The organism is Chryseobacterium sp. GTID13 (genome assembly GCF_056172655.1).
Map to the genome: position 1 here is coordinate 619,279 of NZ_JAOCMB010000005.1, position 25,070 is coordinate 644,348.

General features: G+C 38.2%; 25 protein-coding genes and 4 pseudogenes. 7 read left to right on the plus strand and 22 right to left on the minus strand.

From position 1 onward, the window contains the following. Nucleotides 1–16: 16 nt before the first annotated feature. Both N4G44_RS08910 and N4G44_RS08915 read left to right on the plus strand, forming a co-directional pair. The gene (locus N4G44_RS08910; protein WP_474926097.1) at nucleotides 17–367 is read left to right on the plus strand and encodes a DUF2490 domain-containing protein; all 351 of its coding nucleotides are present in this window, start codon (nucleotides 17–19) and stop codon (nucleotides 365–367) included. A 23-nt stretch (nucleotides 368–390) separates the two neighbouring features. Next, the gene (locus N4G44_RS08915; protein ID WP_474926098.1) at nucleotides 391–732 is read left to right on the plus strand and encodes a DUF2490 domain-containing protein; all 342 of its coding nucleotides are present in this window, start codon (nucleotides 391–393) and stop codon (nucleotides 730–732) included. Here the strand turns inward: N4G44_RS08915 and N4G44_RS08920 are convergent. The 11 genes and pseudogenes from N4G44_RS08920 to N4G44_RS08970 all read right to left on the minus strand — a co-directional run bounded on the left by N4G44_RS08920 (nucleotide 729) and on the right by N4G44_RS08970 (nucleotide 11,328). Next, nucleotides 729–1,175: a phosphohydrolase gene (locus N4G44_RS08920; RefSeq protein ID WP_474926099.1), complete on the minus strand. Its 447-nt coding sequence runs from the start codon at nucleotides 1,173–1,175 to the stop codon at nucleotides 729–731. The genes N4G44_RS08915 and N4G44_RS08920 overlap by 4 nt on opposite strands. Nucleotides 1,176–1,253: 78 nt before the next feature. Next, nucleotides 1,254–1,589 carry a YegP family protein gene (locus N4G44_RS08925; RefSeq protein WP_474926100.1) on the minus strand — a complete coding sequence of 112 codons (336 nt, stop codon included), beginning with the start codon at nucleotides 1,587–1,589 and terminating at the stop codon, nucleotides 1,254–1,256. Nucleotides 1,590–1,672: 83 nt separating this feature from the next. Beyond that, a complete protein-coding gene (locus N4G44_RS08930) occupies nucleotides 1,673–1,927 on the minus strand; it encodes a hypothetical protein (RefSeq protein WP_474926102.1) in 255 nt (84 codons plus the stop codon). 154 nt (nucleotides 1,928–2,081) lie between these two features. Beyond that, nucleotides 2,082–3,856: pseudogene (locus N4G44_RS08935) on the minus strand (acyl-CoA dehydrogenase family protein). Nucleotides 3,857–3,971: 115 nt separating this feature from the next. Next, complete coding sequence (locus N4G44_RS08940) at nucleotides 3,972–5,150, minus strand: thiolase family protein (protein ID WP_474926103.1); 1,179 nt, start codon at nucleotides 5,148–5,150, stop codon at nucleotides 3,972–3,974. Nucleotides 5,151–5,186: 36 nt separating this feature from the next. Next, nucleotides 5,187–5,549 (minus strand): four helix bundle protein, encoded by a 363-nt coding sequence (locus tag N4G44_RS08945; protein ID WP_474926104.1) that lies wholly within the window; start codon nucleotides 5,547–5,549, stop codon nucleotides 5,187–5,189. Between the two features lie 39 nt (nucleotides 5,550–5,588). After that, a complete protein-coding gene (locus N4G44_RS08950) occupies nucleotides 5,589–7,982 on the minus strand; it encodes a 3-hydroxyacyl-CoA dehydrogenase/enoyl-CoA hydratase family protein (RefSeq protein WP_474926106.1) in 2,394 nt (797 codons plus the stop codon). Between the two features lie 55 nt (nucleotides 7,983–8,037). Next, entirely contained in the window at nucleotides 8,038–8,490 is a 453-nt protein-coding gene (locus N4G44_RS08955; RefSeq protein WP_048503994.1) for a MarR family winged helix-turn-helix transcriptional regulator, read from the minus strand. 162 nt (nucleotides 8,491–8,652) lie between these two features. Beyond that, nucleotides 8,653–9,576 (minus strand): ABC transporter ATP-binding protein, encoded by a 924-nt coding sequence (locus tag N4G44_RS08960; protein WP_474926110.1) that lies wholly within the window; start codon nucleotides 9,574–9,576, stop codon nucleotides 8,653–8,655. Between the two features lie 197 nt (nucleotides 9,577–9,773). Continuing rightward, complete coding sequence (locus N4G44_RS08965) at nucleotides 9,774–10,745, minus strand: iron chelate uptake ABC transporter family permease subunit (RefSeq protein ID WP_474926112.1); 972 nt, start codon at nucleotides 10,743–10,745, stop codon at nucleotides 9,774–9,776. Nucleotides 10,746–10,767: 22 nt separating this feature from the next. Continuing rightward, nucleotides 10,768–11,328, minus strand: a complete 561-nt coding sequence (locus tag N4G44_RS08970) for a TlpA family protein disulfide reductase (protein ID WP_474926116.1) — start codon at nucleotides 11,326–11,328, stop codon at nucleotides 10,768–10,770. A 32-nt stretch (nucleotides 11,329–11,360) separates the two neighbouring features. On the opposite strand from N4G44_RS08970, the pseudogene N4G44_RS08975 reads away from it, so the two are divergent. Next, nucleotides 11,361–12,483, plus strand: a pseudogene (locus N4G44_RS08975) (2Fe-2S iron-sulfur cluster-binding protein). 32 nt (nucleotides 12,484–12,515) lie between these two features. Next, the gene (locus N4G44_RS08980) at nucleotides 12,516–13,097 is read left to right on the plus strand and encodes a SanA/YdcF family protein (RefSeq protein WP_474926117.1); all 582 of its coding nucleotides are present in this window, start codon (nucleotides 12,516–12,518) and stop codon (nucleotides 13,095–13,097) included. Here N4G44_RS08980 and tamL read toward each other — a convergent pair. Continuing rightward, the gene (gene tamL, locus N4G44_RS08985; RefSeq protein WP_474926118.1) at nucleotides 13,094–15,697 is read right to left on the minus strand and encodes a translocation and assembly module lipoprotein TamL; all 2,604 of its coding nucleotides are present in this window, start codon (nucleotides 15,695–15,697) and stop codon (nucleotides 13,094–13,096) included. The two genes, N4G44_RS08980 and tamL, sit on opposite strands and share 4 nt — an antisense overlap. On the opposite strand from tamL, the pseudogene N4G44_RS08990 reads away from it, so the two are divergent. After that, nucleotides 15,683–16,407 (plus strand): annotated as a pseudogene (locus N4G44_RS08990) (TrmH family RNA methyltransferase). The gene tamL and the pseudogene N4G44_RS08990 overlap by 15 nt on opposite strands. Before the next feature lie 108 nt (nucleotides 16,408–16,515). On the opposite strand, the gene N4G44_RS08995 reads toward N4G44_RS08990, so the two are convergent. The 5 genes and pseudogenes from N4G44_RS08995 to porQ form a co-directional block, all read right to left on the minus strand. Continuing rightward, nucleotides 16,516–17,013, minus strand: coding sequence for a phosphoribosyl-ATP pyrophosphatase (locus N4G44_RS08995; RefSeq protein ID WP_474926120.1), 498 nt, complete (start codon nucleotides 17,011–17,013; stop codon nucleotides 16,516–16,518). A 3-nt stretch (nucleotides 17,014–17,016) separates the two neighbouring features. Next, the gene (locus N4G44_RS09000; RefSeq protein ID WP_260544961.1) at nucleotides 17,017–17,325 is read right to left on the minus strand and encodes a phage holin family protein; all 309 of its coding nucleotides are present in this window, start codon (nucleotides 17,323–17,325) and stop codon (nucleotides 17,017–17,019) included. Nucleotides 17,326–17,404: 79 nt separating this feature from the next. Further along, a pseudogene (locus N4G44_RS09005) lies at nucleotides 17,405–17,754 on the minus strand (YtxH domain-containing protein). Between the two features lie 96 nt (nucleotides 17,755–17,850). Further along, nucleotides 17,851–18,525: a (d)CMP kinase gene (gene cmk / locus N4G44_RS09010; RefSeq protein ID WP_474926123.1), complete on the minus strand. Its 675-nt coding sequence runs from the start codon at nucleotides 18,523–18,525 to the stop codon at nucleotides 17,851–17,853. An 84-nt stretch (nucleotides 18,526–18,609) separates the two neighbouring features. Then, nucleotides 18,610–19,602 carry a type IX secretion system protein PorQ gene (porQ, locus tag N4G44_RS09015; protein ID WP_474926124.1) on the minus strand — a complete coding sequence of 331 codons (993 nt, stop codon included), beginning with the start codon at nucleotides 19,600–19,602 and terminating at the stop codon, nucleotides 18,610–18,612. 166 nt (nucleotides 19,603–19,768) lie between these two features. On the opposite strand from porQ, the gene pyrH reads away from it, so the two are divergent. Both pyrH and frr read left to right on the plus strand, forming a co-directional pair. Further along, nucleotides 19,769–20,476 carry a UMP kinase gene (gene pyrH / locus N4G44_RS09020; protein WP_040999212.1) on the plus strand — a complete coding sequence of 236 codons (708 nt, stop codon included), beginning with the start codon at nucleotides 19,769–19,771 and terminating at the stop codon, nucleotides 20,474–20,476. 127 nt (nucleotides 20,477–20,603) lie between these two features. Beyond that, the gene (frr, locus tag N4G44_RS09025; protein WP_474926126.1) at nucleotides 20,604–21,158 is read left to right on the plus strand and encodes a ribosome recycling factor; all 555 of its coding nucleotides are present in this window, start codon (nucleotides 20,604–20,606) and stop codon (nucleotides 21,156–21,158) included. Between the two features lie 49 nt (nucleotides 21,159–21,207). Here frr and N4G44_RS09030 read toward each other — a convergent pair whose 3' ends face one another. From N4G44_RS09030 to lolA1, 5 genes are all read right to left on the minus strand, one after another. Then, entirely contained in the window at nucleotides 21,208–21,597 is a 390-nt protein-coding gene (locus N4G44_RS09030) for a hypothetical protein (protein ID WP_474926128.1), read from the minus strand. 16 nt (nucleotides 21,598–21,613) lie between these two features. After that, a complete protein-coding gene (locus N4G44_RS09035; RefSeq protein ID WP_474926129.1) occupies nucleotides 21,614–21,847 on the minus strand; it encodes a hypothetical protein in 234 nt (77 codons plus the stop codon). Between the two features lie 68 nt (nucleotides 21,848–21,915). Then, the gene (locus N4G44_RS09040) at nucleotides 21,916–22,707 is read right to left on the minus strand and encodes a hypothetical protein (protein WP_474926133.1); all 792 of its coding nucleotides are present in this window, start codon (nucleotides 22,705–22,707) and stop codon (nucleotides 21,916–21,918) included. Between the two features lie 118 nt (nucleotides 22,708–22,825). Beyond that, nucleotides 22,826–24,280, minus strand: coding sequence for an LptF/LptG family permease (locus N4G44_RS09045; protein ID WP_474926136.1), 1,455 nt, complete (start codon nucleotides 24,278–24,280; stop codon nucleotides 22,826–22,828). 133 nt (nucleotides 24,281–24,413) lie between these two features. Further along, nucleotides 24,414–25,061: an outer membrane lipoprotein periplasmic chaperone LolA1 gene (lolA1, locus tag N4G44_RS09050; RefSeq protein ID WP_474926137.1), complete on the minus strand. Its 648-nt coding sequence runs from the start codon at nucleotides 25,059–25,061 to the stop codon at nucleotides 24,414–24,416. Nucleotides 25,062–25,070: the final 9 nt, after the last annotated feature.

The window sequence follows — 25,070 nt, forward strand, 5'->3', positions numbered from 1 at the left end:
TTTGCAAAAATTTTTTATGAAACTTTTTTTCAGTTTGAGTGTACTTTTAAGTATGACCTTTTTAAAAGCCCAGGAACACATTTCCAGCTTCAATGCAGTGACTCTGACCTACAAGTTTCATCCCAAATTTTTCCTCTATGCAGAAGGTCAGCTCAGAGGAAATGAAGATTATACTTACCCGGATTATTACGAGATCAAAGGGGGAGTAGGGTATAATCTAACCAAAAACCACAAACCATTTATAGGTCTTGGAAGATATGTGAATTATAAAGATCACAGTTTGAGCAGAGAGGAATTCAGAGTCTGGCTGCAGGACGTGATCGATCTTAAAAAGGAATCGTTAAGTTTGAAAACCGTTTTCGTGTAGAAAAAAGCTGGTTTTATGAACCTGTGACGGACAAATCTTCCCAAAGAATGCGTTACAGATACCGTCTGAACGTAAGTGTTCCCCTTAATGCAAAAACGGTAAAAAAAGGCACTGTTTTCGCGAATGCTTATGATGAAATATTCCTGGTAAGCCCGATGAAGCCTACTTTCGCAAGAAACAGGGTATATGGAGGATTCGGCTATCAGATTGATGATGTTTTCGGGATCCTGACAGGATATTTATGGCAACGTGAATTTGAAGCAAAGGGGAATAGAAACCTTCACTTTATTTACCTGGCCCTGAACATCAATATCGACGGTACGAACCATCCTACAAAAACATATGATTTCCCCGGAGCGGATTAATATTTCTCTATCAGATAACGGTAGGCTTTCAAGTATTTGTTAAACCTTTTGATATCTTTAGGGGTCAGTTCTCTGTTTACTCTTCTGAGGTCCATATTGTCACGAAGATCATTAAGCTTTACTGCGACAGCAAGAGGGGATCTTTCTGTTCTTTTAACGAACTCATCGTAATCTTCTTCGGGATCAAATTTGGTGAGGCAGCTGATGGCAAAAATAATATACTCAGGAAAGCCTTCGGCTCTTAAATAATCCAGGCTGAACTCTTCCGGATGGTCTTCTACCACATCATGCAGAACGCCTACGATTTTTTCGTCTATTGTTTTGCCGTATTCCATCACGCGCATTACGTGGGCAATGTAGGGAGTATGGTATTTGTCGGTTTGTCCTTTGTGTGCTTTATCAGCTATTTTTATGGCTCGGTTGAGCATTTCTTCTTTTGTCATTTCAAATTGAAAATAGAATACAAAAATAAAAAATGCCTTAAAAAATAAGACATTTTTATTGAGATTATTTTACGTATTTTAAATAATGGTTTCATCCTCCACAGAGGCACCCGGGGCATTGGTTTTTACAGATTCTATGCCGTTTTCCATTCCATTTTCAGATTCGTACATCTGGCTGGTTCCTATGATCTGCCCGTTTCCGGCTTTTAAATTGAAATAGCATCGGTTGTCCTTGGCTGTATTTCTTTCAAATTTCGAATCGTCCTGCGAATTGGTACGTACCGATTCTATACCATTTTCACACGAGGATTTTGAGCCGTATCCCTGGCTTGTTAAGATCACCTGTCCGTTTCCGGCTTTAAGATTGAATTTGAAGTCATTGTCTGTCCTTTTCGAGATAACAAATTTTCCCATAGTAATAAATTTTTTTGTTTTTAATTATTTAGAAGGCTGTGCCTTTTTTGTGTCTGCTGATGTTTTTTCAGGAATGTCGGGATTCAGTATCCTGTATTTTGAATAATCCTTTTTTCAGATTGTTTTAAGGCTATATATGCTGCTGTATCTTTAGGCTTTACAGTAAGTATTTTATAAAGTTCCTTCTTATCCGTATTGGTTTTTGCCTTTGTATCTTCTATATGCTTGAAATTGAAAATTTTTGTAGTATCTTTTTTCAGCACAGGCTGCTTTTGATCTTCTTTCTGGGCAGATAACGCTATAGGAATCAGGATTAAAGGAAATAATAAGATTTTCATAAGGTTTTTGAATTTTAAATAAAAGTATAAAAAAATATTGAAATCCGGAATTTTTTAGGGCTTTATAGATTTATATAGGTTTGAATTCCTTTCAGTTAAAAGCAAAAGCGCCTCAAAAAGATGAGACGCTTCAATCAAATTTATGTTATAAAGACTAATAAGCTCCTTTACCAATATAGTGTGCTGCAATCTTTTCAGTTAAAGCTACTACATTAGGATGATTGGTATATTTTGTAAACCTTCTTAATCCTGAAAGCATCATTCTTTGCTCGTCGCCTTCAGCGAAAGAAATAATTCCTTCTTTAGCGGCTACAATGATTTTTTCAACAGCTTTATAAAGATTAAGCTGTGCCATTGCGGCTTCCACAGAATCAGGTGAGAAGTGTTTCTCAGCTCTTAATACGGCAGATTCCGCCATATAGATCTGGTTAAGGATCTCAGAAGCATTTAATAATAAGTGTTGCTGTTTTTCAATATCCATCATATATTTCTGAAGAGCAGCTCCGGAAACCATTAAGAATACCTTCTTAAGGTTGGCAATAATGGCTTTCTCCTCACTCATAAACGCTGAATAATCAGGAACTTCAAATGAAGGAATACCCATTAATTCTTTGCTGATCGCCATAGCAGGAGACAATAAATCAAGTTCTCCTTTCATTGCTCTCTTAATCAGCATTCCTACGGATAGTAATCTGTTGATTTCGTTGGTTCCTTCGTAGATTCTTGAAATTCTTGAATCTCTCCAAGCTGCTTCCATTGGGGTATCTTCAGAGAATCCCATACCTCCGTATACCTGAATTCCCTCATCAGCAGTGTGCTGGGCAAGATCAGATACGAAAACTTTAAGGATAGAACATTCTACAGCAAATTCTTCAACTCCTTTAAGCTCTGCAGCCTGGTGATCCATTCCACCTGCCACCAGCTCATCGATTTTATCCTGAATATCCTTAGCTGCTCTGTAAGATCCTGCTTCACTTACGAAAACACCAGTAGCCATTTCAGCAATTTTCTTTCTGATAGCTCCGAAAGTGGAAATAGAAACTCCAAACTGCTTTCTTTCGTTGGAGTACTGGATAGAATAGTTTAAGATTCTTCTCTGAGCATCAAGACATGCAGCAGCCAATTTGATACGGCCCACATTCAATGCATTTAAAGCGATTTTAAAACCGTTATTTCTTTCTCCTAAAAGATTTTCTACCGGAATTTTCATATCGTTGAAGAAAACCTGGCGGGTAGAAGAAGCACGGATTCCTAGTTTATGTTCTTCCTCTCCGAAAGTAATGCTTCCCGGATTTTCAAGTTCAGAACGGTTGATCACGAAACCTGTGATGTTTTTGTCATCATCGATTTTAGCAAATAACGTGAATGTATCTGCAAATCCTGCATTGGAGATCCACATTTTCTGTCCGTTGATGATATAATGTTTTCCGTCTTCGGAAAGCTTTGCTCTTGTTTTTCCTGAATTGGCATCAGAACCTGCATCCGGCTCCGTAAGACAATAGGCTCCGAATTTTGTACCTGTAGCCAGATCCGGAAGATATTTTTTCTTCTGCTCTTCAGTACCGTAAAGAACGATAGGAAGTGTACCGATTCCGGTGTGAGCTCCATATGCTGTAGCCAATGACCCTGTTACTCCTGAGATGTAGTCGCAGGCAAGCATTGTTGTTACAAAGCCCATTCCTAAACCTCCATATTCTTCAGGAACCGATATTCCAAGCAATCCCATATCTCCAAGCTTACGCATTGTTTCTTCTGTGAAAGCATAATCTTTTTCTCGAAACGTTCTTTTTGCGGAACCACTTCTCTGTCGATAAATTCTTTTGCAGAATCACGAAGCATTTTTTGCTCTTCGTTCAGTTCCTCAATACTGAAAATGTCATTTGCAGGAATTTCCTTGATCAGGAATTCTCCGCCCTTTAATGTTGCCATATATTATTTTATTTTTATAACGATTAGTAATGTTGTATTAACGTATTCATGTAAAATGTATTAATGATTAATTCTTTCATAAATACATTTTACATAAATACATCAGTACATTTTTTTAAAGAAGTTCAAAGATTGAAGCTGCTCCCTGTCCTGTACCCACACACATTGAAACCATTCCGTATTTATTGCCGCGTCTTCTCATTTCGTCAAGAAGCTGAACGGTTAATTTTGTACCGGTACATCCAAGTGGGTGACCAAGAGCGATTGCTCCTCCGTTTACATTTAAAATATCAGGATTTAAGCCTAATTCTTTCTTGATTGCTACTGATTGAGATGCAAAGGCTTCATTAAGTTCGATCAAATCGATATCTTTTAGTTCAAGACCTGCCTGTTTTAAAGCTTTTGGAATGGCATAAATTGGTCCCATACCCATGATTCTAGGCTCAAGACCTGCTGCAGCATAAGCCACTAATCTGGCTTCCGGCTCAAGTCCTAATTCTTTGACCATTTCTTCGCTCATAACCATTACGAAAGCGGCTCCGTCACTCATCTGAGATGAATTTCCGGCAGTTACGCTTCCTCCGTTCGCAAATACAGGTCTTAGTTTAGCCAATCCTTCTAAGGAGGTATCTTTTCTTGGACCTTCATCCACAGAAAAATCAAACTTTTTAGACTGCATTTTCTGATTTTCGTCCAGGAAGTTATATTCTACAGGAATTGAAACGATCTGATTGGCAAATTTTCCTTCCTGATTAGCTTTTAAAGCTTTCATATGAGATTCGAAAGCAAACTGATCCTGTTCTTCTCTTGTAATATTATATTGCTTGGCTACTTCTTCCGCAGTATAACCCATTCCCCAATAATAATCAGGGTTTGTTTTGGCGATGTCTGTTTCCGGAACCGGCTTGTAACCACCCATCGGAATATAAGACATGGATTCCGTACCTCCTGCGATGATACAATCAGCCATTCCTGCCTGAATTTTTGCAGAAGCAATAGCAATCGCCTCACTTCCTGATGCACAATATCTGTTTACGGTAACTCCCGGAACTTTGTCTGTATTCAGACCCATCAAAGAAATTAAACGCGCTACGTTCAGCCCTTGTTCAGCTTCCGGCATTGCATTTCCCACGATAAGGTCATCAATTCTGTTTTTATCTAATTGAGGTAATTCAGCCATTAATTTTTCAATAACTGTAGCGGCCATTACATCTGGACGAGTAAAGCGAAGGGAACCTTTAGGTGCTTTTCCTACTGCTGTTCTGTATCCTTTTACTATATATGCTTGTTTCATTTTGTATTAAAGTATTTACGTAAAATGTATTAATGATTAAAATGTTTGAGTATTAAATTTTTGCTTCAATTTTGCCAACATATTTTGTATGTGTTTGATTTCTGAATAAATGACATTAAAATCATCATTTTTAAAAAATCCCAAATCATTTGCAATTAAAATCTGAGTTTCAAATTCAAATGAAGAACCTAAAGCAATATTCAGAAAATGTGAAAACTGAGCATTTGTATCACGACCTGCACCTTCAGCAATATTAGAAGGAATTGAGTAAAGACTTCTTCTGGACTGAGAGGTAAGTCCAAACATTTCATCCTTTGGGAAATCATTTGAAGCCAGGTAAAATATTTTACAAAGTTTCATTGATTTTGTCCAGACTTCTAAATCTCTAAAATTGTGCATCGTGAATACATTAATACTTTTTACATTTTACAGAAAAATCTAATTTCTCAACGGTTTCCCATTCTGTAACATGTACTGAATTCTCTCTAACGTTTTTCTTTCACCGCAAAGCTGTAAGAATGTTTCTCTTTCAAGATTTAATAAATATTGTTCGGTAACTACGGTTGGTTCGGAAAGATTTCCTCCTACCATTACGTTGGCTAATTTATCTGCAATCTTTTTGTCGTGCTCAGAAATATATTTTCCGGTAAGCATCTGGTCTGTTCCTACGTAGAACATTCCTAGGGCGTCTTTTCCTAAAACTTTTACTTTCTGCTCGATAGGTTGGGTATAGCCCTGTTCTGCCAATAGTTTGGCAACTTTTTTAGCTTCGGCGATCTGTCTGTTTTTGCTTACGGAGACAATGTCTTTTCCTTTTTCAAGAATTCCCATGTCATAAGCTTCATACGCGGATGTGGCTACTTTACCCATTGCGATATTCATGAATGCTTCACGAAGTCTGTTATTTTTAACGTCATCAGCATGGAATTCTCTGGAAGTTCTTAATGTCAGTTCTTTGGTACCACCACCGCCGGGAATTACTCCGACTCCGGTTTCCACTAATCCGATATAAGTTTCTGCGGCAGCAACCACTCTGTCTGCGTGCATGGTCATTTCACAGCCACCGCCAAGGGTCATTCCGTGAGGGGCAACAACTACAGGAATAGAAGAGTAGCGTACTCTCATCATAGATTTCTGGAAGTAAGCGATTGCCATATTCAGATCGTCCCAGTCCTGCTCGATAGCCATCATAAGGATCATGGCAAGGTTGGCTCCTACAGAGAAATTGGTTCCCTGATTTCCAACTACCAATCCGTCATATTCTTTTTCTGCTAAATCGATAGCCCTGTTTAATCCATCAAGAACTTCGCCTCCCAGGGAGTTCATTTTTGAGCGGATCTCAAAGTTGATGATTCCGTCGCCAAGATCTTCAATTGCCGATCCTGAATTGCTCCAAAGGGTTTTGTTCTTTCTAATGTTATCTAAAATAATGAAGGCGTCCTGACCTGGAATGGTATTGTATTGCCCTGAATTTTTATCAACGAAGATACTTTGTCCTTCATCGTTTACTTTATAGAAGGACTCAACATTTTTCACCCAGTCTGAAACTTCGTAGCCTGCATCTTTTGCCAGTTCAATACCTTTTTGAACTCCTACGGCATCCCAGATTTCAAAAGGCCCGTTTTCCCATCCGAAACCGGCTCTCATGGCATCGTCAATTTTATAGACTTCATCAGAGATTTCCGGAACTTTGTGGGAAACGTAAGCGAATAATGCGCCTAAAGATTTTCTGTATAATTCTCCGGCTTTATCTTTACCTCCGATTAGAACTTTAAATCTATCGATTGGCTTATCGATATTTTTCGTTAATTCTAAAGTAGGGAAAGAAGATTTGCCCTGAAGCTCATATTCAAGGGTATCAAGGTTTAATCCGTGAATTTCAGATTTTCCTTCTGCATTTTTTACTTTTTTGTAGAAGCCTTGCTCAGTCTTGGAACCTAACCATTTATTATCCATCATTTTCTGGATATAGCCTGGAAGGGCAAAAACGTCATTAAAATCATTGGCTTCGGCACCGCTCTGGCGCACCCCGTTGGCTACCATTACCAGAGTGTCAAGACCTACCACATCAGCGGTTCTGAATGTTGCTGATTTCGGACGTCCGATAACAGGCCCTGTCAGTTTATCAACCTCAGAAACGGTTAAACCTAATTTCTGTACATTGTGAAGAAGATCCATCATCGAGAAAACCCCGATTCTGTTGGCAATGAAGGCTGGAGTGTCTTTGGCTAAAACTGTTGTTTTTCCTAAGAATTTAGCCCCAAAGTTCATATAGAAATCCACCACTTCCGGCAGAGTGTGCGGAGTAGGGATAATCTCTAAAAGAGGAAGATATCTTACAGGGTTGAAGAAGTGCGTTCCGGCAAAATATTTTTTAAAATCATCGCTTCTTCCTTCAATTAGAAAATGAATAGGAATTCCTGATGTATTAGAAGAAATCAATGTTCCGGGTTTTCTGAACTGCTCAATTTTTTCGTAAACAGATTTCTTAATGTCAAGTTTTTCAACAACCACTTCAATAATCCAGTCTGTATTCTTGATCTTTTGCAGATCATCATCAAAGTTGCCTATGGTAATTCTATCCGCAAATTTCGGAGAGTAGAGAAGGGCAGGACTTGCTTTTTTCAGTTTTTCAAAGTTTTCAGAAGCTATTCTGTTTCTTACCGCTTTGTCATCTTTGGTCAAACCTTTTTTCTGTTCAGCTTCCGTCAGTTCAAAAGGAACGATATCCAAAAGAGACACTTCTACCCCGATATTGGCGAAATGTGCTGCGATACCGCTACCCATAATTCCTGAACCAAGAACCGTCACATGTTTGATTCTTCTTTTCATATGTAAATTTTTATTATTAATAAGGTCATATGCAACCATATGGTTTCATGATAATTTATTTTCTGTTGTTTAATAATTCGTTGGCGATTTTCATGATCTCCGACATTACTTCCTTGAAGGTTTCAATCTTCTCGGGAGCAATCTTTTCCATCACTTTCTTGTTGAAATTCACGACCACTTCCTTGGACATATTCCTTGAATTCAGACCTTTATCCGTAAGTTTAATAATTACTTCCCTTTTATCGGTGGTAGTTTTTTCCTTATAGATGTACCCGTTATCTTCCAGAAGTTTGATGATTCTGGTTAAGGAAGTTGGCTCAATAGCCATTTTAGGTCCTAAGTTGGTACTGCGGGTTCCTTCTTTGGGATCAATTTTAAGAAGGGTCAAAGCTTGTACAGCGGTAGAGTCATGCTCCTGGGCAAGTTCTGTGTACATTTTAGAAACAGCCAGCCAGGTCTGTTTTAAAACTAAATCTACGTTTTCTATTTTTTCTTTATTATCCATCATTTATCTACGAATGGTGTTACCCAAATGTAGTAAATATTATGCATGCATAGTATTTATTAACGTTAAATTTTGTTAACAAGCTGATAATAAACAGATTAAATTGTATGATTAGCATAATACTATGCATGCATAGTATGTGAAATATTTAATGTAAATGCGGTATTAATGAATGTTTTTAACGAAATTAACTATTTCTTCAAAGGATTCATATTGACATGTTGTGTCATCGGCGATAATTTCCCAAAAACCGTTTTTATATTCAAAATGCAGGGCGGAAAGGTTTTTTTCGAAATTTTTCTGCAATAAAGAATACAGCATTTCCTTATGAACCTGCGGAGCCTGTATGGAAGGCGGAACAAAATTATCATTGACCTGGAACAATGAAACATTGGTGAGCTCTTCATGCTGCAGCAATACATCTTCTACAATCCCCGAAAAAAGCTGATTATCCTTTACATACCAGATCTTGTCTGCAAACTCTTTGGCCAGTCTCCAGTCATGGGAAGAGAACAGGATAATTTTATGCTGCTCCTTAGCCAATTTGCGAAGAGTCTTTAAGATAATGAGTTTGTTTTTTTCATCCAGATGCGTGGTTGGTTCATCCAGGATAATCACCGGAGAATTCTGGGTAATCGCCCGGCCAATGAATGCTTTCTGAAGATTTCCGTCGGAAAGATTTTTAAGAAGGGTGTGTTTATATTGATTAAGGTCCAGCTCATCAATAATATGAGCTACTTCATCTCTGTCCTCTTTTCTAAGTTCAAAATAAAAAGGGTAGTAGATGTATTTCCCCAATGAAATAAGATCTTCAACAGTATAATGCTGCGGGATATTTGATTTTGAGAAAACCACAGCAATATTTTCAGCGATTTCTTTAACGGAAAGGGTACTGATATTTTTGTTATTGATAAAAATTTCACCATTTAAAAGGGGAGTCTGATGTAAAATAGACTTGATGAGTGTTGTTTTTCCTACGCCGTTATTTCCAATTAAAAGACATACATCACCCAGTTTCAGATCTGCGTAAGCATCCGAAATTAAAGTTTTGTCATGGCCTATATTGGCTTGCTTGATTTGTAGGAACATTGAATATTGATTAATTGCTAAAGATGCATTGTTTACAAAAATACTATTTTAAATCTGCTCGATCTGCTAAATCTGCGAGAGAAAAAATATACGCTCGCAGATTTAGCAGATCAAGCAGATCTTAATTATTGCTATGCTTTATTGGATGAATAACGCATTAAATTCACAATTGACCATTGACTTATTGACATCGACTCCTAAACTTTATTCTGTTTCAAAAGCATCATTAAGATTACCGGGATACCAAATACAGAGCTTATCACATTCATAGGGATCTGTGTCTTTTCCGCGGCTATAGAGAACAGCATCATGATCAGCATTCCGAGAAACATATTCAATATCCATTGCTGCCATAGTTTGGACGGGTTGTAGATGAGCCTGCAGAAATGCGGAACAATGATCCCGATAAATAAAATAGGTCCCAGAAAAGCAGTAATGGAAGCCGAAAGCAAAGAAGAAGCGGCAATGATCAGAACTTTCAGCTGATTGAGATTGACTCCCAAGCTTTGTGCATAGGAAGTTCCCAATGAGTTTCCGATCAGAGGTTTTATAGTTTTAAAACAAATGAAAATTCCGCCAAAAACAAGAATGGATAATACATAAATCTGATTCCTTGTCACCATATTATTCGCTCCGAAAGACCATAAAATATAGTTTTTCAGGCTTTGGTTTTCCGCATAAAACTGAAGCAGCGAAACCACGGCACCGGCAAATGCCGAAACCAGAAACCCAAATATAATCAGGTAAGATTTATCCTGAAATTTATTCGACATGGAAAGCAAAACAAGCATCAAAACAAAGCTTCCTGCAATTGCTGAAAGACTGAGAAAACTGTTCTGTAAAAATTCCGGAATCAGAAAATCATGAGAAAAGAAAATATAAAATGCTACGGATAAGCTGGCTACAGAGGTGATTCCTAAAATATCAGGACCTGCCAGAGGATTCTGAAAATATTCCTGCATTAGAAATCCGGAGGTAGGAATAGAAATTCCAGCCAGAAGCATTACGAGCACTCTGTTAATACGGATTTCAGCAATCTGGCTCTGAGAAGAATCCTGGAAAAAATCCTGGAAATTTAAACTTAAAAATCCTGTGTTCAGATTGATGACTGCGGTAAAAATAATAGCAGCCGCCAACAGTAAACACAGGATTTTGAATTTTTTCGACATGGTCAGAAAGAATCTGGATGTTTTATTTTAAAAGGGCATCAACTTTAGAGTTCAATACTTCTTCTGTCATCATTCCCAGATATTCATCGGTTTTGTCACCTTTTCTCAAATAAGTAAAAGGAATTGACCCGCCATCCCACTGCTTGAAATTGCTACTGAAGAACGTAGCGTCCAGTTTCTGGCCATCTAACAGGATAATGTCTTTCGCAAGATTATTTTTCTGCGCAAATGTTTTTACAGAGGTATTCCATTCGGACTTATCATCAAGGTTAATGAATGTAAATTTTACCGGCTTACCTTTTAATTCTTCCATTTTATTCTTAAAATGAGGAATTTCTCTCATACAGGGTCCGCACCATGTGGCAAAGAAATTAGTCACGTATAAAGTATCATTTTTCTGAGCTAAATATTTCCCAAGGTTTTCAGGAGAAAGTTCCCTGGAAGTATAAGCCTCCGTTGCAGATGCTGTATGGTCTGTAACGGAAACTGAGTCTGCCACAGCTGTGCCGTCTGTTTTCTGGCCTTCTTTTTTGCAGCTGTAAAGAGCAGTGAAAACAAGCGCGGATAAAATTATCTTCTTCATAAATTATTTTTTGACTATTTTTGAATTGAAGTATGGAACAACAAATCTATAAAGGGAAACTGATACAGTTTCATCCGTTAAAAATAGCGAAAAAGGAACAACTGACCAAAAATACTTTTTCTCTGGAATTCGAGATTCCGGGGAGTTTGCAGGAGAATTTCAGGTTTGAGGCGGGACAGTTTGTCAGCATAAAATTTATTGCTCATGGCCAGGAAGTTATTAATGATTATTCAATGACTTCGGCACCTTACGAGAAAAAATTTCCCTTGGAATAAAGATCAATTCATCTGAAGGTGCTACTTCAGAGCTGTTTAAAAATTATCATGTTGGGGATGAGCTGATGGTGGGAGAACCTTCCGGAAGATTTACACTGGTTTCCAAACCGAGCGAATTCAGGACGATTGTTGCATTTGCAGCAGGAATAGGAATTACCCCGATCCTGAGCCATTTTAAGAATATTCTTCACACAGAACCTCGTACCAGACTTTTTCTTTTTTTGGAAATAAAAGCTCCGAGGAGCTTATTTTCAGAGAACAGCTTGACAACCTTGCAAGAATCTACGACGACAGGCTTCAGATCTTCTATTTCTTTTCGCAAGAGCAAACGGCTGACCGGTTTTTCTTCGGGAGACTGGATGAAAAGAAACTGAATCTCATCATTAATCAGATCCTGCATCTTGATGATACCGACGAGGAATCTACGATCTGGGATGCAGTAGATGAAGTTCTGATATGCGGTAAAGGAGAGATGATTAAATCACTCGCTAATGCCTGCTATCACCACGGCATTCCGAAAAAGAACATTCATTTTGAGCTTTTTGAAGAATACAATGATGATATCTATCCTGTAGAAAAGGAATTTCCACTGATTGAAAATATAGAGGTTGACTTTAAAATACTTGGAAAAGAATATGAAACCCATCTTCCGGACAATAAAGAAAAAATCCTGCAGCAGCTTCTGATCCAGAATTTTCCGGTGCCTTACTCATGCAAATCCGGTATCTGCGGAAGTTGTGAATGTTATCTTGAAGAAGGTGAAGTGGAGCTGCTTGAGAATGAATATCTGACGGAGAAGGAAGAACTGCAGGGGAAAATATTAGCTTGTATGTCCATTGCAAAAAGTAAGAAAATAAAGCTTAACTTTGATCTTAGTTGAGAATCATCAGGAACATATTTAACTTGGGTTTTGTGTCGGCAGAAATAGGTATTCTGCTGATATGCCTTTGTAATGCATGGGTTTTCGGACTCACCAACGGGCGTACCTATACCAAGATTTCTAAAATTCCGCCCCGGGAAATTGCTCTTGTTTTAGGAACTTCGCCTAAGATGAGATCAGGACAGTCCAATCCTTATTTTACCAAGAGGATGGATGCGGCGGCACTTCTTTACCATCATGGCAAGATCAAAAAGATTATTGTAAGCGGAGAAAAAAGTAAAGGCTACAATGAGCCAGCTGCCATGAAGAATTACCTGGTGAACCAGGAAGGCGTTCCCGAAGATATCATTATTGAAGATCCTAAAGGATTTAACACCTATAAAAGTATACTTCGCTGTAAAGACGTCTATAAAAAGAAAGACGTGATTATTGTATCACAGGGTTTTCATAATCTCCGCGCCTTGTTTTTTGCAAGAAATAATAATATGAATGCTCTCGGATTCGATGCACAGGATGTTACGAAGCCCGAAAGCTACTACAGAAACCAGATCAGGGAAATACTCGCCAGAGTGATTGCTGTAGTCTACTTCATATTGGGAATTTCTCCGGATTAGAAAGGATATCCGAATGCGATATTCAATGTTGGTTTAAAAGGCTGGAAATTTTTAAACCTCCATCGGTCACCTTCAGGCTTGTTCGGATCGTAGATCTTATAGGCAAGGTCAAGTCGTAAAGTGATGTAAGCAACATTTACCCTTAACCCAAACCCGCTGCCGATTCCCATCTGTCCCAGGAACTTATTGAATTTAAACTCATCTCCGTACCCGTCGTTGTAGTTTTTAAGACTCCATGTATTTCCGATATCCGTAAATAGGGCACCTTCATACATATCATTAAAAGGAATCCTGTATTCTATGTTTGTGGTAAGCTTTACATTGCTGGTCATATAGGTACGAACCCTTTCATCAACCTGTGAGTCTGCCGGACCAAGTCCTCCAAATGCCACCCAGGCTCTGATGTCATTTGATCCACCATTGAAATACGACTTAATTACAGGCATGCCGGTAGAGTTCCCGTATGGAATTCCAAGTCCGATGAACTGTCTTAAAACTAAGGTTTGATTTCCATTGAATTTAAAATATTTTCGGGTATCGATGTCAAATTTCACAAACTGGGCATAAGGAATTCCGAAAATGGTTCTTTGTGGACTTGTCACAACGCCTCCTGCATCTCTTTTCTGATTGAAAATGCTTAAAATATTACCTGCAAGCTCTACTTTTCCATTAAAATAAAATGCATTGGGATAATCTTTTTTACCAATTTCGCTATATACAAAATTATAAATCATGGAAGAGATCAGAACATCCTGGGTCTGTCTGTCTTTATTAACCAGTGATCCCATAAACGCTAAAATAAGGTCCTGGCCTCTTTTATCAAGTGTTTGAAGGTAAGCCGTATCCCCAAGAATTAATTCAGAGACATCATCTATGCTGAGCTGCCCGGAATTAAACTGTTGTTGAAGTTCCGGCGGTTTGCTGGCAAAATATCCGGCAAATACATCCCTTCTGATAATCTCATCATTCGCAAAATAATCATAATAAGCATCCTTATTTTTCGTAAGGCTGACCTGGGTATTGAAAAGGGTAAGCCTGTGCGACACCTGGTCATTTACATTCGCTTGGTAATTCAATCCTGTATTAAAGTTAACCCTTCCTAAACCGATGTTGTTCTGCAATGAAGCTCCTAAAATAATGGAAGAGATCGGGGTGTATCTTTTGGGAAGAAGCTTATAATAATTAAACGGCAGAAGAAGCCTTGGGAAATTCAGGGAAGCCTGTGCCGAAATTTCGTAGGCAAGCTCTCTTTTATCAATGTTTTTTGTACTTCTGATGGAACCGAATGTTCCCGAAATACTGGTAGAAAGGTTTTCTGCCCCTCTGAAAACATTCCTTGTGGTGAGGTCAACAGAAGGGGATACCCCAAGATTAAGAATCTGTGAGTAGTTGATATCCGTTCCCAGTTTTAGTTCGTATTTCGGAAGAGGTTTCAGTACATAAAGCACATCTACAATACTGTCATTAGGTGCCGTAACGCCTCCTCTTCTTAAGGAATCCCTTGCTTTCAGAATACTGAAATTATTCATGGCAATGAAATTTCTTTTGGTAAGATCAAGGGCTTTCTGGTCATAGACTTTCTTGTTGTCTACAATCACCGCTCTCCATAAAGAAGAGGTTTTGTAGCTGTCGTCCATTTTATGGAACCTAATCCTTCTTAAACTGTCTTTAACTGTATTTTTTGGGAAATCACCGGCTTCATTAACGATGGCTACATCTATATTTCCTATAGTCGCTACTTTATAAGGATGATCGGCAGAGTCTTTATGGATTTCAAGGGTAAGAGGGACCTGTTTTTTGCTTTTCAGGGAATCTGCCACGAAATAAATCTCTTCGTTCGAACTGTTAAATCTGTAATATCCGTTTTCTCTCATCAGATCATTGATACGGGTCACTTCTTTCTCAAGAACGGTCTGGTCCAGTCTCTGTCCGGACCGGATAAGGCTTTTGTCGAGCTTCTGCCAGTAAAGACCTTTTACGGTAGGGTCTGTGATGTTATAGTAATAATCTTTAATGTAAGTAGGATCATTGTGCCTGATGAAGTAATTAACGGCTGCTTTTTTGGATGCAGAATCAATAGCATGTTTGAAATCAACCTTGGCATCCCAAAAACCCCGGTAAACAAGTCTTTTTTCGATAGATTCGGCGCTTTTTTCACTTCTCGTCTGGTCCAGGATCACTGGCGGAGTTCCCCAGCTGTGCAGTAAACGGTCCATGAAAAGTGTTTTTCCTACGCTGCTTTTCATATTATATTTGAGGAAAAGAGAATCTCTTAATTTCTGATTTCTCATTTCACTCGGGTAGGTCATGTATTCGTTGAGTAAGGTATCATATTTAGGATTGGCCATATTATAAAATCCTAAACTCAAAGGCACGAAAAGAAGCTGCTTTTTATTGGGTTTCTGCTGTACGTAATCTTTCAGTTCTTCATCGAAGGATTCTTTCTTATCTTCAAACTTAAAGTTGTTTTTAGTAAGCAGATATTCACCCTCCGGAACTTTTTTAGTTGTACTGCAGGCATAAAGGAGACCAACAAATGTTGCAAATGAGATAATTTTATAATATTTTTGAGGAGAATTCTTATAATGCTTACAGCTCATACAATAAAAATTTTACAGTCTTTAGATAAAAAGAAGTTCAGACAAAAATACAATTTGTTTTTGGTTGAAGGTAATAAAATCATTTGTGAACTTTCTGAATCTAAATTTAAAGTTAAAGAAATATTTTCTACCGATCCGCAAAAATTGGACCGGACAGATTCAACCGTTATCCAGATCACTGAAAATGAGCTGAAAAAAATCAGTTTCCTTAAAACACCTAAAGATTCTGTAGCAGTTTGTTACCTTCCTGAAGAAGAAAAAAAGAGGAGAAAGATATTCAGCTGGTTCTTGACGGAATCCAGGATCCTGGCAACCTCGGTACGATCATCCGTTTAGCCGACTGGTTTGGAATAGAACAGATTATCTGCAGTGAAGATACTGTAGACGTTTATAATCCTAAAGTGATTCAGGCTACAATGGGTTCTTTTACACGGGTCAATATCATTTATACAGACCTTGTGGAATATCTGTCAAAAACAGGGAACGTCAATATCGGAACGGATATGGAAGGAGAAAATATTTATACTTTTGAAAAACCCGGAAAACTTAATCTTATCCTTGGTAACGAAGGCAACGGAATGAGACCGGAAACAGAAAAGATGCTTCAGAAATGCATCACGATCCCAAGGTTCGGAAAATCCCAGTCAACAGAAAGCCTGAATGTTTCTATGGCTGCAGGAATTATTCTTGGGCAATTATTTTCTAAGTAGATTTTTAGATCTCAGACATCAGATTTCAGACTTAAATGTTTGCGAAAATTAATCACCGAACTAATACATCTGAAATCTGACATCTAATATCTGACGTCTGTAAAATATTTATATAAGCTGCTCGAGGCTGGAAACACTTTTGTTTTTCTGGTATACTTCGAGTTTCTTTCTCACATATTTAAGGGCAATAGGAGCGAGGTAGATCATGGCTGCACCCAGAAGTTTTTTCTTCCAGTTAGAACTTTTCATATTCTTTTTGGCATAGTTGCCTACCAAAGCTGTGATTCCAAGCTTTATAAGGCCGTCCGTGACATTCCCGCCTAATGCAGTACTTGCAATTCCCACAGCCGTTTGTTTGTTGATGAACATATCTTTTACCTCGGAGGTAAGCTGTCTGGCAATAACATCTTTTCGGAGAACTACTTTTTCATCACCGTCGTCATCTACTTTTTCCTGCAGATACTGGTCGGTGAGACCATTTGTGAAGGCACTCAGGCTTTCTTTTGTGTTTTTAAAAGTAAGAAGGTTTTCCAGGTCTTCAATTTCGCCTTTAAGCAGCTTTTTCTTTCTTCTTAACTCTTCGATGCTGTCGTATTTTCTGCCCATAGCTTAATGATTTAAAAATTTAATAACCTGATCTGCTACCATATTGACAATCTTATTTTTGAAGGCAACGATAAATGCCATTACCACTACGTAAAAGCCGGCAACAATAAGGAAGCCGTACGAGGTATTATCCAGCGCCTTGCCGATAAGAAATGCTATTCCAAAATTGAAAAGGATAATAAAAAAAGTAAAAGCAACTAGCAGCACTACAAAGTAGGTAATGAGCCCTGCAGAAAGAGATGATTTTTCAGTAGCTTCAATTTTCAGAAGGTCTATTCTCTTTGATGCATATTCTTTAATAGTCTCTATCATTGTTTTTTTTTAAAGTTACAAAAAAAGGAACTTTCGCGCAAAAAGTTCCTTCCTATAATTTACTCAAAAAATAAACTATTTATTTTTTAAGATCATTCAGTTCCGTTTCTACATCCTTTACTACGTCTGCAGTTTTGGAAACTATCTGGTCTTTGTATTTGTCATATCCGTCTTTCACCGTATGAGCTACATTATTGGCTGTTTCTTTGAAAGTAGAAGAAATATTGCTGTACTGGTCTTTTACTTTTTCAGAAACTTCACCATACTTGTTTTTAGCCTGGTCTTTTAGGTCTCCTGCTTTATCCTTGATTTTTTTCTGGTTTCTTTACCTTCTTCAGGGGCATAAAGCATTCCTAAGATTACACCTGCTGCAGCACCTGCAAGAAGTCCTGCCAATATACCTGCTGTATTTTTTCCGTTTTTCGACATTTTAAGCTTTTTTAATAGTTAATAAATATTAGTTTTTACTTGTGTTAAAATCTACAATTTGTATACCAAAGGAGGCATTATGCCTATTAAAAATTGTTAAATCTTCTTGATATAAGATAAAATCAGGTCTATGGTTTGCTCTTTTGTAAGCGAAGTATTGTCAATAACGATAGCGTCTTCAGCCTGCTTTAAAGGGGCAATTTCCCTTTCACTGTCGATCTTGTCGCGGTCTATAAGGTTTTGTTTTACCTGTTCTCTTTCTGCCTGGATGCCCATTCCTGCCAGTTCGAAATATCTTCTGTTGGTTCTTTCGTCGATGCTGGCTGTCAGGAAAAATTTGTAGTCTGCATTTGGCAGAACTACTGTCCCTATGTCACGTCCGTCCATAATAATGCCGCCTTTTTCTGCCAGTGAGCGCTGGGACTGAAGAAGGAAATCCCTTACTTCTTTCTGTTTTGCGACAATACTTACATTGTCGGAAACTTCAGTCGTCCGGATCTGCTTGGAAATATCAATATGATTAAGATAAAGAATCAGCTCACTGTCCTGGTTTCTGAATTCAAGCTCGATCTGGTCTAAAGAGGAGAATAGCTCTTGAAGGTTGATGGAACCATCTTCATTCAGGCAGTTCTGCAGGGCAAACCATGTAATTCCTCTGTAAAGCGCACCGGTATCAAGGTGTATGATCCCCAATTTACTGGCAATGACCTTAGAGATTGAACTTTTTCCGGTAGACGAGTACCCATCGATAGCTATTACAGGTTTTTTCATACCGCAAATTTCAAGAATTTTTTTAAAAAATCAAGACAACGCAGAAAAAATCTTTATTATTATGAAGATTCTTTTGGGATGGAGTTATTCTCCTGCGTGGCTGCTAAGGTCCATGGAAACCCCTATCTGGTTCACATTGGAAGAGTTATGGTACCGGATGTGGGCATAATCTATACGGAATCTTCTCAGCTTAATTCCAAATCCTCCGGAAAGCCCGGAAAAGTTTCTCTGATCGGCTACCGCAAGTTCGTTTCCTCTTTTGGCATTATAACCCAGCCTGATATTGAAGCTTTTTTCAGGGAAAAGTTCTGCTCCGATGGAAAAGTGGTCCGCCAGCTTTCTACCGAATCCTACTTCCTGGCCGTTTACATTATATTCCGAAGAAATGTCAAACTGCTGAAGATCGTGGGCTGTAATGGTAACAGCAAGGGGAATAGCTTTCAGGATTCTTGTATATCCCAGATCTACCCTGAACGGAAGATTTTCTCTGGTTCCGTTGAAGGATTTCAGCTGAAAACCGAAATTTCTCGCCACCAATGAGAGAACTTCTTTGTTCTTTTTATTATGGTAAGCAACTCCTGCAGTTCCGGAGATCGCAGAAGAGGTATAGTTGTCAATTTTTGAAGTGATGAAATTAATGCCGCCTCCAATGGTCCAGTCTTCTTCAAACTGGTAGGCATAGCCTGCGCCGATGGCTACATCCGAAGCTTTGAATTCACCGTTTTCATAACCGCTTTCATCGGTTCTGGGAATGCTTCCGTAGCTCATATACCTGGCATTGATGGTGGCCATATGTCCGTTGTCAAAATCTCTGGCATAAGCTACAGTTCCGTATTTGGAATCGGCAAGGTAAGCTGCGGCATTCACGGAAAGCTGTTTGTCTGAATCTCTATTTAAAAGGGCCGGGTTTGCAATAGCAAAGGAAACATCATGGTCTCTGACGGAAATTGCATCGCCACCTAGGGCAGCCTGTCTGGCAGATACAGGAATGTTTAAGAAAGGATAAACATTTGTTCCTGTTTGCGCATAAGAAACAATTCCTGACAGAAATAATGAAAAAATGACAATTTTCTTCAATTCAATTTATAATTAATGCAAAAATAATCCTTTTTCGTACTTATCAAAATATTTCTGACATTATTTCTGCGTAAATATTTTTCTTTATTCAATATTTTTAATGATTATATTTGCAAAATCAAATTCCGGAGAAAATCAGCCCGGGAAAATTTATTAAAAATTAAAGATGAAATATAAAAGAATCCTTCTGAAACTGAGTGGTGAGGCCTTAATGGGGAACAGACAATACGGTATAGACAATGAAAGACTGCAGGAATATGCAGCTGAGATCAAAAAAGTAGTGGAAAAAGGCTGTGAGGTAGCGATCGTTATTGGAGGAGGAAACATTTTCCGTGGAGTAGCAGGGGCTGCCAAAGGAATGGACAGGGTGCAGGGAGACTATATGGGAATGCTTGCCACTGTAATCAACGGGATGGCTCTTCAGGGAGCTCTTGAAGATGCAGGAATCAAAACAAGACTTCAGTCTGCCATCGAAATGGACAAAGTAGCTGAACCTTTCATCAAAAGAAGAGCAGTAAGACACCTTGAAAAGGGAAGAGTCGTAATCTTCGGTGCAGGAACAGGAAATCCTTACTTTACAACGGATACAGCAGCAACTCTGAGAGCAATCGAAATTGGTGCTGATGTGATCTTAAAAGGAACTAGAGTAGACGGAATCTACGACAGTGATCCTGAGAAAAATGCAGATGCTGTAAAATACAATTCACTTTCATTCGATGAAGTGTATGCTAAAAACTTAAAAGTAATGGATATGACTGCATTTACTTTAAGCCATGAAAATAAATTGCCTATTATTGTATTCGATATGAACAAGGACGGGAATTTAGAAAAGATTGTAGACGGAGAAAATGTAGGGACTTTAGTTGATTTATAGGCAGCAGGGAGCAGATGATAGGTTACAGGTAACGGAAATATTACCCATTGCTTATTATTCATTACTGATTATTCATCAATCATCACACTTATAATTAATGTGTAATTTATCAAATTTTAACTATATAATGGAAGAATTAGATCTTATATTAGAATCTGTAAAGCAGGACATGGACGCAGCTGTGAAACACCTGGATCATGCATTTCAAAGAATTAGAGCAGGACGTGCCTCTACGTCGATGGTTCAGGATGTAATGGTAGAATATTACGGGGCTCCAACGCCTATCAACCAGGTTGCGAACGTTTCTGTACCGGATGCAATGACTATTTCTATTCAGCCTTGGGACAGAACTGCTATTGGTGCTATTGAGAAAGCGATCATCAATTCAAATCTGGGCTTTGCACCTTCTAATAACGGGGAAAATATCATTCTTAATGTTCCGCCTTTAACAGAGGAAAGAAGAAGGGAACTGGCAAAACAGGCTAAAGTAGAAACTGAGGGCACAAAAGTAACGATAAGAAATGCAAGACAGGACGGTTTGAAAGAGCTTAAAAAACTGGATGGTATTTCTGAAGACGTTGTAAAAGGAGTGGAAGAAGAAATCCAGGGACTTACAGATAAATATGTGAAGCTTTGTGAGGATCACCTTAAGACGAAAGAGGCTGAAATTATGAAGGTATAATTTCAGATTAAAAATAAAAAAGAGGCTTCGCAGGATGCCTCTTTTGTTTTTACAGACATTTTATTTCACCCTTTTTATCTTTGTTCCTTAGCAAAGACTGATAAGTTTTCATCACTTCATCAGTGTTGCATTGGGTTTCTTTGCCGGGAATGGTGTCGGGGGAAATTTTTTCTTTATTATCTGATCTTATGCTGTATTTTTTCTCAAGACATTTCAGTATTTTATCATTTTGCAGATAGATACGCGTTTCTGTAATATCATCTTTGGTGATTGGCTTTTCCGGAGTTCCGCCATCAAAATTCCAAACTGTTTCCTGCCTGAAGATAAAAAAAGGTTTTCCGTTTTTAATAAAATATTTTTCGGAGGCTGAGAAATGGCTGTGCTCTGCATAAAAATGTTCTATAATCTTAATCTCATCCTTATCCGAATAAAATTTCACTTCTCCGGAAGGCTCTTCATTGCAATTGTAGGTGAAACCTTTGGAGCTGAATTTTTTGATTCCAGCAGACCCTGGAGGTTTCCGTATTCTTTTTTATTTCCTCTATAGGCTCAGTTGTCGCTGTACTGATCGGTTTATTTTTTACGATGATGCTGTCTTTGGAAGCCGGTTCTTTATGGGTTGCTTTATCTTCATTCTTTTTACACGAATAGAGAAGGAGCAGACTGGCTGCAATGAATAGGATTTTCATACAGTAATGGGTTTGGTGATTTATAAAAATACAAAAAAAGGCTCTCTGTTGAAAGCCTTCTGTTATTCTTATTTACAGTTTTCGTTGTAATCGGTAATTACTTCTTCTACAATTTCCGGGACATTGGACATCACGTCGTCAATCTGGCTTTTGATCAGTTTCCCGAGGCCGGACCTTTTCTTTTCATCGTTTTTAAGGGAAGCGTAAGAACCGCTTGTCAATTTACCTTTTGCATAGCTGCAGTCTGCAATGATCATTTTAGCTTTGGCTAAAGTAAGTTCCTCTATCTTACCTCCTTTTTTGGAGTAGATATAGGAAGGTGAATTTCTCATTCTTTCGGTTTCCTTTTCTGCTACAGCGATCTGACCTCCGGCAGAGAATGTAGTAGGGTAACCGTATAATTTATAGACCTTGATTTTACCATCCTTTACCACTTCCGCAAACTGGGTACTTTTTGTAAGGTTGTTGAAGGCTTTGATATTACCGCTTAAACCTCCTGTTGCTGTATTGAAGCCTTCTTTGGTATTGGTGTACTTGATCATTTCAAAATGCCTTTCATTGTTGTTTTCATCAAAAGCGACATATTCTTTGATATCGTCTGAATCCAGGGTTTTGAATTTCTGCTTCTTCTTCGACTTGTCAATATCTGAAACAGCAATAAACTTTACTTTTTTCTGATTATTCCACGGGTTCATGGCATCCCCGTTCAGTCTTACGATTCCTTCCGTCTTTTTTCCTGATTTGTCAATGATGTAGCCGTATTTTTCATCCGTCCTCAATTCGTAATCCGTATTGTCTTCCTGTGCATAGGCATTGAAAGAAACCAATGTAAACATTCCCAATAGTAATGCTTTCTTCATAATTATTATAGTTTTTAACATTTTTTGTAAATATAGCTTTTTATCCTTTACTTCAAGTGAAATATGATACCACAACCCTAAATAAAAAAGACCCGGAACTTCCGGGCTTGTATATTTTTTATTGATATCTCTTATGTTCTTTGTTTTTGGAGAACCTCCTGGTAATAGGTTTGAACAATGCTTTGTACTTTTCAGCATCAAACAGCTGTGAATCGGTAAGAGCTTTATAGGTCATCCATACTCCGAAAGGTAAAAGGATAAGATTGGGAAGCCATGCTGCCAGATAAGGACTCATTCCTCCTCCCCATGAAATATTCTCAACACCAAGATTCATCACGTAGAAAATAATGAAAATCACGATGGCAATAATCACGGGAAGCCCCATACCTCCTTTTCGGATAATGGAACCTAAACTGGCCCCGATCAGAAAGAAGATAATACACGTTACAGAGTAGGAAATAATTCTCTGCTGGTAAATAACAACCTTACTGAAGTATTTTATATTGGAGCCGTATTCGTTTTTCTTTCCTGATGCCGTAGTTTTCAGATTGTCCAATCTGTTGTAGGCATTATAGATCATTTCAAGCTTTTTATCTTGTTTTACAGTATCAAGCTTGACCTGTTGTTTAGCCATCACTTTGGATTTTGTTTTGTCCATATAGCTGATCACCGAATTGGTCTGGCTCAGAACATCAGAGCTGATGTTTTCAAAATAGGCGGCATTCTCTTTTTTAGTTTTAGCAACCGTTTCATTAAGCTGGCCATAGGTCTGAAAACGGTAGTCATCTGTGATCTGTTCCTTTTCAATAGCCTTATTAATCACTTCACTGATATCAAAATGCGATACTAAAGTATCAAATTTAATGGCCTGATCCGGCTGCTTCAGTCTTACATTTTCACCTTTCCCGGCAAAATTATCTTCAAAAATATAGCCGTTATAAAGCTCCAGCTTCAGAAAGTTTTTATTGGCTGCGGGAACAAATTTCCCTTTTTCGGCCACAATAGACTGCTGGTTTTCGTAGGTGCTTGCTTTTCTGTGAACAAAAACCCCTTCAATATTCTCCCCGTTTTCACCATAAATCTTGTCAAATTTCACCATATATCCCGGAAGCTGGTCTATAAACTGGCCGGGTGTGAAATTCAGGGCAGGCTTGGTCTGCGCAATATTGAAAAGCATATTCTTGGCCTTTTTCTGAAAATCGGGGATGATATTATTGGAGAAAAGAAAAAGCAGGACTGCCAGTACTGTTGCCACGCCCATCAAAGGAGCCATTACCCTGGTCAGGGAAATTCCGGCGGCCTTCATGGCGGCAAGTTCGTACCGTTCTCCAAATTCACCGAAGGACATAATGCTCGCCAAAAGGATGGTAAGCGGAAGCACAAGGCTGATAACACTCACTCCGAGATAGAAGAGAAGTTTGAGGATCTGCCAGTAGCTTAATCCTTTTCCCATGAACTGCCCCAGCTGAACCCAGATAATGTTTACAATAAAAATGAAAAACAAAACGCTGAATATAAAGAAAAACGGTCCAAAGAAGGTTTTTATGATATATCGGTCTAGTATTTTTAACATGCGCCAAAATTAATCAAAAAGCCACAAAGTTTACTTGTGGCTCGTATAATTTTTTTATTTTATGGTAAAATGGCGGAAAGGCGAAGAGGCTTATTTGCAAATTTGCCCTTTAGCTATTTTGCCATTTTGCTTATTACAATTCGGTGATGATGTAATTCTTGAATTTATTCTTATCAAAAACAAACATATTAGGATCCAGGGTTTGGTTTTCCTTATATTCTTTAATGGCAATGACGGCAACATCTTTGTTGCTTCCGTGCTGTTCAAGCTTTACCATCTGTTTTCTGGCAGAATCTACAAAAAGGTATACATACTGGATTCCATTGGATTTGATAGGAGTCAGTTTAATGAAGTCAGCGTTTACTCCATTCACATTCTTTTTACCATTGTAGGTAACGTTATAGTCGTTTCTGTACGTGCTAAGATAGTTGATAGGGGAGAACATGCTGCTGCTTCCGTTCGGTTTTGCAATGGTTACTTCCATATCATCTGCATTGATATTGTAGATTTTGTTTCCGTCAAAGATCTGTTCCGTATCCATGATCTTCAGCTTATATTTATCTCCGGCAGAGTAATAGATTCCAGGTTCTGTTTTGGTCACCTGCCCGTTCACTCCGGTTCCGAAGGAAAATTTGAAGTAAGAATTCTTTTTAGAATTGTAGTTGGCAGTAATATCATCAAGGATCTTTTTAGCTTTTGCATCAATTTTTTGTGCATCTGCAAATCCTACAGCACCAATTACGAAACTTCCGATTATAATTTTTGAAATACTATTTTTCATTTTCTTATT

Excerpts from the sequence above, each read along its gene's own strand:
- N4G44_RS09040 (WP_474926133.1), bottom strand. The coding sequence starts at position 22,707 with ATGAAGAAAGCATTACTATTGGGAATGTTTACATTGGTTTCTTTCAAT.
- N4G44_RS08960 (WP_474926110.1), bottom strand. The coding sequence starts at position 9,576 with ATGTTCCTACAAATCAAGCAAGCCAATATAGGCCATGACAAAACTTTA.
- frr (WP_474926126.1), top strand. The coding sequence starts at position 20,604 with ATGGAAGAATTAGATCTTATATTAGAATCTGTAAAGCAGGACATGGAC.
- N4G44_RS08940 (WP_474926103.1), bottom strand. The coding sequence starts at position 5,150 with ATGAAACAAGCATATATAGTAAAAGGATACAGAACAGCAGTAGGAAAA.
- cmk (WP_474926123.1), bottom strand. The coding sequence starts at position 18,525 with ATGAAAAAACCTGTAATAGCTATCGATGGGTACTCGTCTACCGGAAAA.
- N4G44_RS08965 (WP_474926112.1), bottom strand. The coding sequence starts at position 10,745 with ATGTCGAAAAAATTCAAAATCCTGTGTTTACTGTTGGCGGCTGCTATT.
- N4G44_RS08925 (WP_474926100.1), bottom strand. The coding sequence starts at position 1,589 with ATGGGAAAATTTGTTATCTCGAAAAGGACAGACAATGACTTCAAATTC.
- tamL (WP_474926118.1), bottom strand. The coding sequence starts at position 15,697 with ATGAGCTGTAAGCATTATAAGAATTCTCCTCAAAAATATTATAAAATT.
- N4G44_RS09045 (WP_474926136.1), bottom strand. The coding sequence starts at position 24,280 with ATGTTAAAAATACTAGACCGATATATCATAAAAACCTTCTTTGGACCG.
- N4G44_RS09000 (WP_260544961.1), bottom strand. The coding sequence starts at position 17,325 with ATGATAGAGACTATTAAAGAATATGCATCAAAGAGAATAGACCTTCTG.
- lolA1 (WP_474926137.1), bottom strand. The coding sequence starts at position 25,061 with ATGAAAAATAGTATTTCAAAAATTATAATCGGAAGTTTCGTAATTGGT.
- N4G44_RS08995 (WP_474926120.1), bottom strand. The coding sequence starts at position 17,013 with ATGGGCAGAAAATACGACAGCATCGAAGAGTTAAGAAGAAAGAAAAAG.
- N4G44_RS09035 (WP_474926129.1), bottom strand. The coding sequence starts at position 21,847 with ATGAAAATCCTATTCATTGCAGCCAGTCTGCTCCTTCTCTATTCGTGT.
- N4G44_RS08950 (WP_474926106.1), bottom strand. The coding sequence starts at position 7,982 with ATGAAAAGAAGAATCAAACATGTGACGGTTCTTGGTTCAGGAATTATG.
- N4G44_RS08920 (WP_474926099.1), bottom strand. The coding sequence starts at position 1,175 with ATGACAAAAGAAGAAATGCTCAACCGAGCCATAAAAATAGCTGATAAA.
- N4G44_RS08970 (WP_474926116.1), bottom strand. The coding sequence starts at position 11,328 with ATGAAGAAGATAATTTTATCCGCGCTTGTTTTCACTGCTCTTTACAGC.
- pyrH (WP_040999212.1), top strand. The coding sequence starts at position 19,769 with ATGAAATATAAAAGAATCCTTCTGAAACTGAGTGGTGAGGCCTTAATG.
- N4G44_RS08930 (WP_474926102.1), bottom strand. The coding sequence starts at position 1,927 with ATGAAAATCTTATTATTTCCTTTAATCCTGATTCCTATAGCGTTATCT.
- N4G44_RS08910 (WP_474926097.1), top strand. The coding sequence starts at position 17 with ATGAAACTTTTTTTCAGTTTGAGTGTACTTTTAAGTATGACCTTTTTA.
- N4G44_RS08945 (WP_474926104.1), bottom strand. The coding sequence starts at position 5,549 with ATGCACAATTTTAGAGATTTAGAAGTCTGGACAAAATCAATGAAACTT.
- N4G44_RS08955 (WP_048503994.1), bottom strand. The coding sequence starts at position 8,490 with ATGATGGATAATAAAGAAAAAATAGAAAACGTAGATTTAGTTTTAAAA.